The organism is Clostridium sp. chh4-2 (assembly GCF_002899675.1).
Classification (GTDB): domain Bacteria; phylum Bacillota; class Clostridia; order Lachnospirales; family Lachnospiraceae; genus CHH4-2.
In genome coordinates, this window is the sequence record NZ_PKUU01000004.1 from 269,809 (window position 1) to 285,077 (window position 15,269).

Consider the following 15,269-nt stretch of genomic DNA (forward strand, 5'->3'; position numbering starts at 1 on the left):
GCTGAGATTTGTACCATAAAGACATTTGCAGTCAATCGTAAACTGCATTATAAAGGAGAGAATATCCCCATGAAACGACTGAAACTTCCTTTTACAGCCTTTTTTCTGACCTCGCTGGTCTATCTGCTGGCCGAATCAAGACACGGTCTTTTCAGCAGGCCTTTCAGCATCAAAAATTACTGCATCATAGGAATCCTGATCACAGGCTCCCTGTTCCTTCACTATAAACGCTCCCTCACCATGCCAAACTATACAAAAATGCTTCTGTCCGGCAATACGGCGTCCCCCGGCCGGATCGTCTATATGGATTGGCTCCGGGTGCTGGCCGCTCTTTTTGTCATCTGTGTTCACGTCATGGAATCCGCTTACGAACAGCTGACTCCCCATACCTTATCCTGGGAGATTCTGGCCGTCCTGGCCAGTTTATGTTTAAGCTGCAATCTGCTGTTCATGATGCTCAGCGGAGCCCTGCTGTTAAACGGAAAAGAAGAACCTGTACTCACCTTTTATAAAAAACGGCTTTCCAAAGTGCTCATCCCCTGTTTTGCCTACTACCTGTTTTACCGGTTTTATGCGTCCGGATTTTCCGTATTCTATCCTCAGAACTGGAAAGAATTAATCCGGAGCTTTTTAAGCAACAGCAGCGGGCTGACCCCCCATTTCTGGCTGGTATTTGTGATTCTCATGTTCTACGTTACGGCTCCATTTTTCAGAATTATGATGGAACACATGTCCGACCGGATGCTGGGAGCTCTGGTGGCGGTTATCTTCTGCCTCCATTTTTTCTTCACTTATGCACCGTATCTGAATCTGGGCTTTGCTGCATCCACATTTTTGGCTTCCTGGGAATCCATCTTTATTCTGGGATATTTCTGCACCCGCAGATCCAGTGAAAAATACTACCGGCTGATAACGGGCCTCGGCATATTGTCCGTTCTGGTCTTTATCCTGACCATCCATACATTTGACGATTACGGCGCCGTATTGTATAACAACGCGCCGCCTATGATGTTTTTATCCTGCTCTATTTTCATGTTTTTCAAAAAACATGGCGCCACCGGGTTCTCAAGGATTCCAGCCGCTTTGTCTGTGATCAGCAAATACAGTTTTTCCATCCTTTTGATCCACTGGCTGATTCTCTTTGAGGTGGTGGACAAACAGCTGGGGATAAATGGTCTGAGTTTTGGAATTATCGGCGGCACGCCTCTTGCTGTTCTTCTCACATTGGCCATAAGCCTGGTATTTTCCTTTTTCTATGACAACACCATCGTGCTATGCATGGACTTTATTTTTCAATCTTTATGTTCTCTGCCCGCCCGTTTTAAAAACGCTTCAAAGTAGGCTGAGACAGGCACACTCCTGGTATTTTTTAATACAATGTATTATTAGTAAATCATCACCAGGAGGCTTTAATGAAAAAAATTTTAACCATATTGACTGCCGTCACTCTGGTCTGCATGCCGCTTTCCGGCTGCAGCAAAGCGGATACCAAAAACGGCCTGACTCCAATTACATTAAATGAAGTTGCTCATTCCATTTTTTACGCTCCCCAGTATGCAGCCATCGAGCTGGGATATTTTGAAGAGGAAGGGCTTGACCTGACTTTAGTTAACGGCGCCGGAGCGGATAAAGTCATGACCGCCCTGATTTCAGGCGATGCCGACATCGGCTTTATGGGGTCTGAGGCCAGCATCTACACATACGCCAATGGATCTGAGGATTATGCGGTAAACTTCGCACAGCTGACACAAAGAGCCGGAAACTTCCTGGTTGGCCGACAGCCGGACGCTGAATTTAATTGGGATAAACTGCGGGGGACCAAGGTTCTTGGGGGCAGAGCAGGCGGAATGCCTCAAATGGTATTCGAGTATATTTTGAAGAAAAACGGCATCGATCCAAAAAACGACTTAACCATCGACCAGAGCATCAGCTTTGGGCTGACTGCGGCGGCATTCACCAGCGATGACTCTGACTACACCGTTGAGTTCGAACCCTTCGCTACCGGCCTTGAATTGGAAGGCAGCGGCTATGTAGTGGCCTCCTTAGGCACCGATTCCGGCTATGTTCCGTACACTGCCTACAGCGCTAAAAAAAGCTATCTGGAAAAGAACCCTGAGACTGTTCAAAAATTCACTAACGCTATCCAAAAAGGTCTCAACTACGTGAATACCCATTCCGCCGAAGAAATTGCCAAAACCATCCAGCCTCAGTTCAAAGAAACTCCGGTTGAAAACATCACCATAATCGTGGACCGCTATAAATCCCAGGATACCTGGAAAGGCGACACCATCTTTGAAAAGAGCAGCTTCGACCTGCTTCAGAATATTCTGGAAGAATCCGGAGAACTCTCTCAGAAAGTGCCTTATGAAGATCTGGTAACAACACAGTTTTCTGAAAAAGCTGCAAACAAGTAATTTTTAACAAGTACGCAGGAAAGGAGTGTGATGCAAGGCATCTGCCTTGTATCACACTCCTTCCCTGTTATTCATCAGCTTACTAACACAAAATCTAAAAACAAAATGTCCGCTCTCGCTTCGATATCAGAAAAACACTCGAACAATCTCTCATTCACGCCTTATCAGCATTTTTTTTCAATTCCGTAATATCATGACAGCATATCAATATCGCATCCTTCCCCTTCCAGCAAATAGCGGATGCATCAGCATTCGACCAGATATTCAGATAAGAATTGTATATCTCAAACGTACAATTACAGTTTCCCGGATGGATATGGTCTGCAGGGCACCGTTCACATTGGGTTTCCCTGTTTAAAAACTCCCTATAGCAGTACATCCCTTCCTTAGCGCCGGGCACTCTCTGTTTCGTCTTCTTGTTGACAAACAGCATCTGCTTTGTCTCCGGTTCGATCACATAGATCCAGCTGTTCTGATTGTCCAGCACGGAGAGAAGGCCTTCATTTTCCTTCCTGTACTGTTCTATGGCTCTCTGTTTCAGAAGGAAAGTGGCTATGATTTCAGATATCAGTACCAGAACATCCACCTGTTCCCTTGTCCAGTAGCGGTTCCGGCGGCAATCGTCGAAGCCCACCATCCCCCGGTACTCTCCGTCCTGCGTAATTGCAGATTGAAGCACGCTTTTTACACCGCCCTTTTCAAATTCCCGGTAAAACTCATCGGGAAGCCTTGTTATGTCGGAACAGTAAAAGAGATTCTCTTCATTAAAATACTGGCAGTATGCTTGACTGCCCTTTCTCTCATAAATCAGGTTCTGGTGCTCTGCCATCTGGGAAGGTATCCCTTTGTTGCACCATTCAAATGTATTGCTGTAACGCTTTCCGTCTTCGCTGTACTCATAAATATATGCCCGGCTCACGTCAAAATGGTTGCCGATAATCTCCAAAATATTGGAGATAGCCGCATCCACATCGCCGGAATTATATAAAATGCGGAAGGCATATTCTACCAGATCGGCATTCATAACGTGGACATCCTGATTTGAATCGATCTTGGAACCCACGGAGGAGATCAAATGTTTCTGATTTCTTATGTATTCATGAATGGAGCCTTCATCATAGATGCAGTATCTGTTTTTCCCCTCATGTTTTGCCTGATATAAGGCATAATCGGCATTTTGATACAGCGTCGTAAAATCCCTGCCATGATCCGGAAATAAGGCGATGCCGATGCTGCAGGAAATCTCCTTCATCAGATGTCCATTTACCTCCAGCTGTGTGAACAGATCCAGAACCCGCTTTGCATTCCGGGCTATAAGGTCTAAATTGTCCACAGACTTTAAGAATATGATAAACTCGTCCCCGCCGATCCTTCCCAAAATGTCAGAATCGCGGAATGAGGCGTTCATCTCCCGGGCCAGATTGCTTAAAACCGCATCCCCATACAGATGCCCCAAGGTATCATTGACAATCTTAAAATTATCAATATCGATAATCATCAATACGCTGCTGTCAGGGCTGTTATGCAGATATTCACTGATCATGGACTGGGTTGCAATCTTATTGTACATTCCGGTCAGAGCGTCCTGCTCCGCCTTCTTTTTTAATGAGATAGACGTTCTCCGTTCCCGGTCAATATCGATCAGCACGCCGATTACCTTGATGGGCTCCCCGTTTTTGTTGAACTGCTGAGTCATCCGGATTCTGCACCAGATATACTCGCCTTTGCTGTTGCGTATTCTGAGTTCCGTTTCCACATATGGTTTTCCCGTCTTTATATCATGAATGCATTCACGGACCAGATCCATATCTTCCCTGCTGAACGGATTTCCCTTATGATCGTTCAGAATCGCATAGAGGCTGCAGCCATTGGGGAAATTACGTTTTCCAAATTTCTTCTCCCAGTTGCGGGTTACGGTCAGCGTGTCATTCTCTATATCCCATTCAAAGATCACATCATTGGTCTGGTCGGTGATGATCTGGTACCTGCCTAAGCTAAGGCGCAGCTCCTCTTCCATCTCCTTTGTTTTGGAAATATCCACCACGATGCAATAAAACGATTCATTTCCCTCCGAATCTTTAAGCAGAGTTCCCTTATCTAAAACGCTGATGAAATGGCCGTCCTTACAGCGCAGACGGTAATGTATCTCCTTGGTATTCCCCTTTTTCAGCTGTTCACATACATCTTTTATAGCTATATCATAATCATCCGGATGAATTAAGGATCTCAGGCTGTCCTTTAATTCTTCGTGCACCTCTTCTACCGTATAACCAACCATGGACAAAAATCCATCGCTCATCTCCTGGAGTGTAAGTTTATCATCAAAATAACACCGGAAAATGCCTCCCGGCACGCTGTTATACAAGGTGCGGATGCTCTGATTTGCCCACTCCAAACGGCTGGCATTCTCCTCCAGCTTCTGTCTCAATTCTTTTTCTGATTGCTTTAATTCAGGAGTTTCATTAAAATCAGATAAATCCATGCCTTCTCCTTTCTATGCGATTTCCAATGCTGTCTCAGCCGCTAATTTCCGGCGGCAGCCAGAAAACAGGATTTCCTGTTCCATTCTGATTCGCTTAGAAATAATATTTAATGCCATTATATCATAAAAAAAACTATTTTTACAGTTGTATACACCTTACATATTATTTTTAAAGCAACACCTTTTAACGCAGCAGTTCCGCCTTTCGATGCCTGTGCCGGTTCCGAATATGATACCATAAAAAAGAAGAAAGAGCTGTTTTTCTCTTTCTCCTTTTCCCTCCGGCTTCTGCCAAAGCATTTTATTGAACTGAAATCATTTAATTTCCAATAAATTGTATGCCGTCCCCATAACCGCCTTGTCCGCAAGTTCAGCCAGCTTTTGTCTGGACTGCACCATTCCCGTGTCAATCCAATGCTTCAAAAGCCCGATCAGCCCATATGTGACAAATTCAAAAAAACAGGAAACCACCGTATCGTCCGCATCCGGAAATGTATCTTTAATAATCACCACTCCGTTCTGGCGGATCAGCTGATGGAAACGGTCCACAAAATCATTGGCCGCACTGTTTTCAAACAAGATCTTGCAGATCTGTGTGTTCTCCTCAATATAACTGAGAATGGGTGTCAGAATTGGAAGCATGGTATCCCTTTTAAAAGAATGGCCGTAACAGTTAATCATCTCCTGAAAATCTTCCAGCACTTCATTCTCCATCTGCTGCAGAAGATGATAAGTATCCGTATAATGAAGATAAAAAGTTCCGCGGTTTAAATCCGCCCGGTCGGTGACATCTTTTACAGAAATATTCTTAAATTCCTTTTCCTTCATCAATTGAATCAGGCTGTCTTTTAACAGCTTCTGCGTGCGCCGGATTCTCCGGTCTTGTTTTGAATTATCTTTCTCATCCATATAGAAACCTCGATTCCGCCGCCTTGGCGGCCTTTGCAAATTTTGAAACAGTTCAGTCTGAAATTTATCATCATTTTTTAGAAATATGTTGATTATTGTACCGGGATGAAAACAATGTCGGTTAATGATCACTAGAAAAATTATTGATGATTGAAGGTTATCAACATCTGTATTATAATATACATGTGTTCAAAAGTCAACTTTGTGACATTTAGTAGATGCTTGTTTATAATAATCTCCCCCTATCATATTGGAGAAGAGGTGGCACATGAAAAATAATGAGAACTTGTTTCAAACAATTGTTCATCTGATTGTCTATCGGGGAAAAGCCATTGAGCGCTTCTTTTTGATTGCAGTCATTCTCTGCGCAGTCTGCTTTCCTTTTGTTGGAGTCAACTACGATCTGAGCAAATATCTGCCCGCATTTGCACCGACAAAACAGGCGCTGGATGTGATGGAGCAGGAATTTGGCTATCCTGGAACCGCAAGAATTATGGTAAAAGGAGTCTCCCTTCAGGAAGCCAAACGAATCCGCAGCCAAATCTCCGAAGTTGACGGCGTGGATTTAATCGTGGGAGCCGATCTGCTCACCAATGTCTATATGGGAAATGAGTTCATTACCAATGATCTGACCGACGAATTCTATAAAGACGGCAATGCGGTGATGGAAGTGATTTTCAAAGACGGGGATTCCGATAAAACCACCCATAAAGCATTGGATGAGATCTATGAGATCGCAGGCAGGGACCGGAGCTGTTTTTCAGGCAGCGCAGTTTCCAGCAAAGAGAGGGAGGCATCCATCACCCGCGAAATCGCAATTGCGATCGTCATGGCTCTTGTGATCATCTGGCTGATTCTGACTTTAACCACTACCTCCTGGCTGGAACCATTTCTCTTCATCTTTGTGATGATTGTGGCCATTATATTGAATATGGGCTCGAATATCATATTTGGAACCATTTCATTTTTTACATTTTCCACGGCTGCTATTTTGCAGCTGGCGGTTTCCATGGATTACTCTATCTTCCTTTTACATACGTTCAACGACCATAAAAAGACGGGTCTTGACAACAATGCCGCCATGGAAGCTGCAATCAAAGAAGCCTGCAGTTCCATATTAGCCAGCGGAGCCACCACCATAGTCGGATTCATCGTAATCGCCTTTATGCGTTTTACTATCGGTAAGGATGTGGGCTTTGTTCTGACAAAAGGAATCATCTGCAGCCTGGCCACCGTACTTCTTCTGATGCCCACGCTGATCCTTCATTTTGACGATAAAATTATTAAAACTGCCCACAAACCGTTTCTTCCGTCCTTTGACCGTTTTGGCAAAGCCATGTATAAGATCCGTCATTTCGTATTTCTGTTCGCGCTTCTCGTGGCGGTTCCTTGTTACTTCGGGCAGAGCATGAATGTATTCTATTACGGAGATGACGCGATAGGGGCCGGACCGGGCACCAGGGTATATGAAGATACAAAAGAGATCAACGATCTGTTCGGAAAATCCAATTTAGTCATCGCCATTGTTCCCAACGGTTCCATCGTACAGGAACGGGAACTGACAGACACTTTGGAAGACCTGGATTTTGTCAATTACGCCTTGTCCATGGCCGGAACGCTTCCTGCCGGAATACCGGAAAGTTTTCTGCCAAAGGATATAAAAAAACAGTTGAGAACCGACCAGTATGCCAGAATCATGATTTCCATGGACACGGAACAGGAAAGTTCCTATGCCTTTGAATGCAATCAAAAGCTGGAAGAGACGATAAAAAGTTTTTATCCGGACAATTCCTATGTGATCGGTATGACGGCCACCACCATTGATATCCGGGATATCTTAACGGACGACTATAATAAAGTATCCCTTTTATCCCTGTTTGGAGTTGCTATTGTAGTAATGATTACGTTTCGTTCCATCCTGGTTCCGATTCTCGTCATCATTCCAATTGAAGTTGCCATCTATCTGAATATGACCCTTCCCTATGTGATGGGCGACAGTTTGGTGTACATCGGATATATCATTGTCAGCTGCCTTCAGTTGGGGGCAACTATTGACTATTCCATATTGATGACCAATAATTACCTGGCTCTTCGAAAGACCATGAACAAAAAGCAGGCCCAGATCACGGCCATCTCCAAAAGTACCTTGTCCATTGTGACGTCCGGAGGCATTTTGACCGTAGTCGGTTATCTGCTCTATTTCACCTCATCCATCCAGGCCATTTCCCAGGTAGGGCGCCTGGTGGGCAGAGGCGCATTGCTCAGCATGGTTTTAGTGCTCTCTCTTCTGCCCGCCCTGCTGAACTCCTTTGACCGCCAGATTCAAAAGCACCATACGGATGTCTGCCGGGAGGAAGAAATTAAACCCAAACGAAAGCATTTTTCAGGCATAAAAAAGAAGACGCCAAATGATTCTGAAGACCCAGCAGAGACAGAAGGGGGGAAGGATAATGAAATTAATACAGAAAATGAACTTGAAAGACCGGATTCTCAGGAAACAAAATAAACGGATTCTGGCCGGATACCTGGCCATTCTCCTGACCGCTTTCGGAGTGCTGCCGTCTTTTGCATACACCCAGTCTCCCAATTATGATGAAACCATGTACATCACCATGAATCCCTATGGAGAGTTTGAAGAAAGCAGCGTTGTAAAACGGTTCCGTATCACAGGCGCAGGTGAAATTAAGGATTACGGCAATTACAAATCCGTAACTAATCTGACCACACACGCTGAGCCCGAGACCGGGGAAGACGGCAGCGTTACTTTTCCTTTAGACGGAAATGAAGATTTATTTTACTTTGAAGGTCAAACAGACATTCTTCCTTCCGCCCTCCCCTGGACCATACAGGTTAAATATCTGTTAAACGGCGTGGAGCGGAGCGCGGAAGAGCTGGCAGGCGCATCCGGGATGGTGGAAATAAGTATTGACCTCATTCCCAATGAACAGATTTCTGATTATTACCGCAATAATATGGCATTAACAGCCGCAGCCGTAGTGGATATGGATAAAGCATTAAGCGTACGTGCCGAAGGGGCGCAGATTCAAAGCATGGGCAATCTGAATGCAGTCCTCTTCCTCGTTTTTCCAGGCGAGGAACGCCACTATACCATAGCCATCGGAAGCGATGATTTCGAATTCTCAGGCCTGGTGTTCATGATGATCCCGTTAACGCTGGCTCAGTTAGACAAGGTTGCAGATTTAAAAGAAGCAAAGGAAACCCTGGAAGATTCGGCCGATGCAGTCAGCGACAGCTTAGATATCCTTTTGGATTCCATGGAACAGATGCAGGAAGGAATCTCAGGCACCGTCTCAGGTCTGAGGGACTTAGACCAGACGCGCCAGATCATTCAGTCCACCAAAGATTCTGTCTACGAGAAAGCCGATGCGGCCCGCACCGATTTAGACGGCCTGTCCGCCACCTTAAAACCATTTAAGGAACATACCGACGAAGCGCAGAATGCCTTATCCGATATCAAGGAAAAACTGGATCAGCTTGTCTATGATCTGGATGATATTGGCCCTAAAATGGGGGATTTAAAAGACAGCGTCCGGTATTTAAGAGATAATATTGACGAGATCAAAAAGTTTTTAAACAGCCCGGAAGCCAATATGGCCTCCAACGCGTTTCTGCAGCTGTTAGCCAAAACGCAGGACGACCTGGACAGGGTCAAATCCTCACAAAAATCATTTGTCCAGGCAATCAGCGGCCTGGGTTCTGCTATGGCACAGATAAACGCCAGCTCGTCTTCCCTCCGGTCCTATCAGGCGCTTTTGTCCAGCCTTGACGATTATTCTGACTATGATCCGGAAGATATGGAAGATTTGCTGGACTATTTATCCGACTATATGGACGAAGATGCGGGCATCGAACTGATCAATGACCTGAAGACGGCTTCCGCCTCTGATGCGGACCCCATTATCCCTTCCAATCTTCAGCCGGCCCTGGCAGCCATTCTCCAGTCCACGGCGGGTTTGGCAGGCAACACGGAAGTTACCGACGATATCAGCAGCATGATTTCCATGACGGAACAGCTGCTTACCCTGCTGGGCTCCCATAAAGACTCTTTTAGCAGCAGCATGACGGATGCCCGGGATATCGCCGATGTGATCGGAGATATTTCCAATATCGGGGAAGATATCATAAGCGACATTGACGACCTGGATATTACCCTTGATTATTATTATCCCGAAGCCATCAGTACGTTAAAGGATGCGGGCGCTTTGACCGATGCGGCTGCAAAAGGCCTGGATTCCCTCAATCTCTTCCTGGGTTCTCTGGAAGACCAGATAAAAGCTGTTGGAGAACCGCTGAATTCCGGAACCCGGAAGACATTAAACGGTCTGGCGGATATTCTGGAACACGCCAATTCCGGATTGGCCCAAACCGAAACCGTCCGGCAGGCAAAAGATACGATTAAAGATACCATTGATGATAAATGGAAGGAATACACAGAGGAAAAGACAACGATCCTGAATCTGGACCCGGAAGCAAAACCGGTTTCCATGACATCGTCTAAAAATCCGGAACCAAACACCATCCAGATTATCCTGAGAACAAAAGAATTGACAAAAGAGGATGATGACAGCAGCGTCACCGTGGATGAAAGTTTCAAACCCGACGGCAATGTCTTCCACCGGATCGCTAATATCTTCAGGAAAATTTGGGAGGTTATCTGCTCTCTGTTTAGTTAATAACACACAAAAGAATCCGGCCGGCTTCATTGGGAAGCTGGCCGGATTCTTTTAGGCAACTCTCCGGTTTTCTATACCGTGCCAATGGTTCGATGCAAAAAACGGCTTCATCCGCAAAATCCATTTATTTCCGGCTATCCGATCAGCCATCCGTCAAAGAGTTTACCGAAATAATCTTTAAATCCGGCCTCTTCCACGGTCCCGTTCGTCAAAACCTGCACCTCTCCCAGCGCCTTGCCGTTTAAGCTGTATTTCAGCGTACCTGCCACCTGTCCCGGGTCCACAGGCGCTTCTAAAAGTTCTTCTAATACCAGTTCTTTTTCAATATTATTAAAATCTTCCCCTTTCAGGCTCAGATAGGAGAATGTGCCTCCGTATTTCAGCGGAACCGTTTCTTCCACTCCGTTTTTCACCATCATTTCCGGCAATGGAAGCATTTCTTTATCTTCATATAATTTACAGTTGGCATATCCGTAATTTAAAAGGGTCTGGGCATCGGCGAATCTGGCTTTATAATCAGGGGCTGCCATGACCGTTGCGATCAGGCGGACTCCATCCTTTTCTGCGGTGGCTGAAAAGCAGTATTTAGCCAGTGAGGTGGAGCCGGTTTTCAGGCCTGTCGTTGTAAAATTAGTGGCCATTTTCAGCAGTTTGTTGGTATTGGAAAGGCCAAATTCCTTGGTTCCCTGTTTGGTAACATGGGTGATGTTTTCCATCCATATGGTAGAATAGTTATGTATTTGAGGATATTTGTTGATCAGTTCTCTGGACATAAGCGCTATGTCCCTGGCCGTGGTCACATGGGTCAGGGAATCCGTCAGGCCGCAGCAGTCCTCGAAATGGGTGTTGTTCATGCCCAGTCCTTTAGCCCGTTCGTTCATCATCTGTACAAATGTCCCCTCATCTCCGGCAATGTACTCCGCCATCGCGACGCTGGCATCATTTCCCGACGCCACCACGATGCACTTGATCAGCGTTTCCACGGTCTGTACCTCTCCTTCCTCCAAAAATACCTGGGAGCCGCCCATGGATTTGGCGTGGGCGCTGGTTACCACTTCATCCGTCATTTTGATTTTTCCCGACTCGATCGCATCGAAGATCAGGATCAGGGTCATGATCTTCGTGATGCTGGCAGGGCTTCTCTGTTCATCCGCATTTTTCTCATAAATTACCTGGCCGGTTGACGCTTCCATCAAAAGTGCGGATGGAGCCTGGGTCTCCGGGCCTGAGGCGGTTTCCTTGGTATCTTCGTTCTGATTATAGATTACATTGCCGCTCACCACCAGACTCGGCTCTTCTGCATGGATCACCTGAAGCGGATAAGCCAGGATCAGCAGACACGTACACCATATAGCTGCGATTCGTTTCATAGCATCCCTCTATTCTAAATTCTATTACTAATGTATGGGAAATTTATTTTTTTTATGATATACTATATAGGCACATTTAATATTACGAAAAAGAAGAGATAGTAAGGGGCATTTATACATGGGAAAAATGGACTACAGAAAACGCCGCCTGAAACGGGGACGGCGTAAAATTTTAAATAATTTACCGATTATACTAACCATCATAGCCCTGCTGGTAATTCTGGTTACCGGCGGTTTTATGATTAAGAAACAGTTTTTCAACAACTCAAAAACAGCGGCAACTTCGGAGGCGTCCGATCCGGCCCAGACAGAGATCACTCCTTCTTCCGAAGAGATCATCGATATCGGAGATTCGGAACTGGAGCTTTTAATCCAGCAGGCGGATTTGATGGCCCAGGGATACGATTATGACGGAGCAATCGCCCTTTTACAGAGCAATGAAGCATATTCTTCCGATCCTCAGGTGACTGAAGCCATATCCAAATATGAAGAGATTAAGAATACACTGGTGAAAGTGGACAACTCCAAGATCACCCATATTTTCTTCCACTCTCTCATCATGGATACCAGCAAAGCCTTTGACGGGGATTCCAAAGAAAAGGGTTACAACCAGATGATGACCACTAAGGATGAGTTTTTAAAGATCCTGCAGTCCATGTATGACCGTGGATTTGTCCTGATCCGCATTCACGACATCGCGGAAGAAGTCATCGGAGAAGACGGAGTTCCCCGGTTTGTAAAAAAAGATATCATGCTTCCGGAAGGAAAACAGCCATTTGTCATGTCCCAGGATGATGTCTGCTATTACGAATACATGGAAGGGGACGGATTCGCTTCCAAAATGATCATCGGTGAAGACGGAAAACCCACCACTGAGATGAAGATGGACGACGGAACCATGTCCGTAGGATCTTATGATCTGGTTCCTTTATTGGAAGATTTTATTCAGGAACACCCCGATTTTTCCTATAAAGGCGCGCGGGCAATCATCGCGTTTACCGGTTATAACGGAATCTTAGGATACCGCACCGCCGCTTCCTACAGTGAAAATCCCACCTATGATCAGGACCGGGAAGAAGCAGCCAAAGTAGCCCAATGCCTTCGTGACAACGGATGGGAACTGGCGTCTCACAGCTGGGGTCACCGCAACATGGGAGCCATCAAATACGAAGATTTCAAGACAGATACGGATAAATGGAAAGCCGAAGTGGAGAGTTTAATCGGCCCGACCGATATCATTTTATTCCCATTCGGAAGCGATATCGGCGACTGGCATCCATATACCAACGATAATTCCCGATTTGAATATTTAAAATCAGCGGGATTCCGCTATTTCTGCAACGTGGATTCTCATCAGTACTGGATTCAGTTCGGCGAAGACCACCTGCGCCAGGGACGCCGCAACGTGGACGGATACCGGATGTACTATGATCTTCCGGAAACCAATCCGAGCAATCCAAAGCTCAGCGATCTGATCGATGTGGAAAAGGTATTTGATCCGGCAAGGCCAAAACCGGTAGCGCCTATGGGGAATGGAAATACACCTTAGACCATACGCCCGGAATATGAAAACGCGGAAAAAATAACAAGACAGGAGGATTCAGGGTATGTTTGCCGGAGTTTTAATTCTTAGCGAATCTTAACTTCGAAACACGTACTCGGAATCCTCCTGTTTTGTCATTTCTCAGCCGTTAACAAGCTGCCAAAATATCAGCCCCGCACCCAAAGCCAAGAAAGAACCATTACAGCCGCATAGGCTTTTTACTAACAATATCCGATCATAACAGCGATGCTGATCGCAGCAGAAGCGATCACAACCCAAATCAGGAACAGCGGAATCTGGAATTTCAGCCATTTCTGGAACGGAACGCCTGCGATTGCCAAAGATGCCACAAGAGAACTGCTGACCGGGAAGATGGTATTGGACAATCCGTCTCCGTATTGGTAAGCCAATACGGCAACCTGCCTTGACAGACCCACGATATCGGAAAGGGGCGCCATAATCGGCATGACGATAGCCGCCTGTCCGCTGGCCGAACATACAAAGAAATTAAATATCAGGTTGAACCAAAACATGAATACCGCAGCAATGGGGCTGCTCATTTTCGCTAGTGGAATCGAAACTGCATGAATAATCGTGTGGATAATCTGTCCATCAGTTAAAATCAGGGAAATTCCGCTGGCAAATCCAATCAAAAGCACGCCATACAGCACTTTTCTCGCGCCTGCAACAAATGTTTGTGCCACCTCTTCGAAGGTCATTCCGGAAAGAAGGCCGGAAGCAACCGCAGAGAACACCATGAATGCTGCCATCATATCCTGGCCCCAGTCCTTATTGACAGCGCCCCATACAAACAAACCGAAACTTCCAAAGGTTAAAATGCAGATGACACTGTCTTTTATGGTCAGCTTGGCATCGAAATCCGCATCCTTTTCCACATCATCGAATCCCCAGGCAGACGTTCCGTAAAGAACACTCTTCGTCGGGTCCTTACGAACCCGGAAGCAGTAGATCATCGTATAAATAATTGCCGCTGTGACAATAACTACAGATACCGCCATGCGGAAGCCGCTTCCGGAAAGTATCGGAAGACCCGCGATCTGCTGCGCAACCTGAACGGAATTAACGGACATAAAAGAGGAGCCAAATCCGGCAAATGTGCTCAGATAGATAACTGCCATCGCAAAAACCCGGTCCATGCCCAATTGGCACGCGATAACAAGCCCGATCGGAATGAATGCGATTGTAGAGTTCACCAACGCTCCGCTGCTTCCCAAAAATCCGAATAATATCATAATGATTGGAATAATCAATACTGCTTTTGCATGTAACTTTGCGATCACAAAAGAGAAAAAATTTGATAATCCTTTTGTTTCATTCACCACATGAAAGCATCCACAAATCAGAATAACATTCAAAATCATACTTCCCTGTATTGTAAGCCCGTGGCTGAATGCCAATAAAAACTGAATTAACGTGGTCGGCGTATTTTTTACATATTGAAATGTTGTGGAATCCAGGATTTCCTTTCCCGTAACCGGATCGATTTTATATCCATATACGCCGGCCGGTATGATATAGGTCAATAATGCTGCAAATATCATAATACCGACGATAATAAGATAGGTATCCGGCATTTCAAACTTTTTTTTGGGGGTCACATCCTTTACTCCAGCCCCCTTTTTCCTTTCTTTTTCCATATGTATTCCCTCCTAAGAACGGCTCATCATTAACTGTGCCATCCTTTCATACTCCTTTGCATCAATTCCTCCTCCCGGTTCTATTTTATATGTTTTCTTTGGATTTGTCTCGTAATCTACCGTTTTTTTCTCGCAGTCTTTGTCAAAAGGGAAGGCAGTTTTCCGGCTGGATAAAAGCAGTTTTCCTACTAATCTCTGT

The 15,269-nt window shown here is 45.5% G+C and carries 9 protein-coding genes; 5 read left to right on the forward strand and 4 right to left on the reverse strand.

Going from position 1 to position 15,269, the window contains the following annotated elements; translation table 11 throughout:
• Positions 1–69 precede the first annotated feature (69 nt).
• Together C0033_RS06225 and C0033_RS06230 are read left to right on the forward strand one after the other, a co-directional pair.
• A complete protein-coding gene (locus C0033_RS06225; RefSeq protein ID WP_103227001.1) occupies positions 70–1,341 on the forward strand; it encodes an acyltransferase in 1,272 nt (423 codons plus the stop codon).
• A gap of 71 nt (positions 1,342–1,412) precedes the next feature.
• Positions 1,413–2,414, forward strand: coding sequence for an ABC transporter substrate-binding protein (locus C0033_RS06230; RefSeq protein WP_103227002.1), 1,002 nt, complete (start codon positions 1,413–1,415; stop codon positions 2,412–2,414).
• A gap of 154 nt (positions 2,415–2,568) precedes the next feature.
• On the opposite strand, the gene C0033_RS06235 is transcribed toward C0033_RS06230, so the two are convergent.
• Positions 2,569–4,896: a diguanylate cyclase gene (locus C0033_RS06235; protein WP_103227003.1), complete on the reverse strand. Its 2,328-nt coding sequence runs from the start codon at positions 4,894–4,896 to the stop codon at positions 2,569–2,571.
• Between the two features lie 315 nt (positions 4,897–5,211).
• The gene (locus C0033_RS06240) at positions 5,212–5,805 is read right to left on the reverse strand and encodes a TetR/AcrR family transcriptional regulator (RefSeq protein ID WP_103227004.1); all 594 of its coding nucleotides are present in this window, start codon (positions 5,803–5,805) and stop codon (positions 5,212–5,214) included.
• 268 nt (positions 5,806–6,073) lie between these two features.
• On the opposite strand from C0033_RS06240, the gene C0033_RS06245 reads away from it, so the two are divergent.
• Both C0033_RS06245 and C0033_RS06250 read left to right on the forward strand, forming a co-directional pair.
• Positions 6,074–8,311 carry an MMPL family transporter gene (locus C0033_RS06245; RefSeq protein ID WP_103227005.1) on the forward strand — a complete coding sequence of 746 codons (2,238 nt, stop codon included), beginning with the start codon at positions 6,074–6,076 and terminating at the stop codon, positions 8,309–8,311.
• Positions 8,256–10,499 carry a hypothetical protein gene (locus tag C0033_RS06250; protein ID WP_103227006.1) on the forward strand — a complete coding sequence of 748 codons (2,244 nt, stop codon included), beginning with the start codon at positions 8,256–8,258 and terminating at the stop codon, positions 10,497–10,499. Before C0033_RS06245 ends, C0033_RS06250 begins: the two co-directional genes overlap by 56 nt.
• 134 nt (positions 10,500–10,633) lie before the next feature.
• Here C0033_RS06250 and C0033_RS06255 read toward each other — a convergent pair whose 3' ends face one another.
• Entirely contained in the window at positions 10,634–11,869 is a 1,236-nt protein-coding gene (locus tag C0033_RS06255) for a D-alanyl-D-alanine carboxypeptidase family protein (protein WP_103227007.1), read from the reverse strand.
• Positions 11,870–11,987: 118 nt separating this feature from the next.
• Between C0033_RS06255 and C0033_RS06260 the strand changes: the two genes are divergently transcribed.
• Positions 11,988–13,418 carry a polysaccharide deacetylase family protein gene (locus C0033_RS06260; RefSeq protein WP_103227008.1) on the forward strand — a complete coding sequence of 477 codons (1,431 nt, stop codon included), beginning with the start codon at positions 11,988–11,990 and terminating at the stop codon, positions 13,416–13,418.
• Positions 13,419–13,633: 215 nt separating this feature from the next.
• On the opposite strand, the gene C0033_RS06265 is transcribed toward C0033_RS06260, so the two are convergent.
• Positions 13,634–15,070, reverse strand: coding sequence for a Na+/H+ antiporter NhaC family protein (locus tag C0033_RS06265; protein ID WP_103227009.1), 1,437 nt, complete (start codon positions 15,068–15,070; stop codon positions 13,634–13,636).
• Positions 15,071–15,269 lie beyond the last annotated feature (199 nt).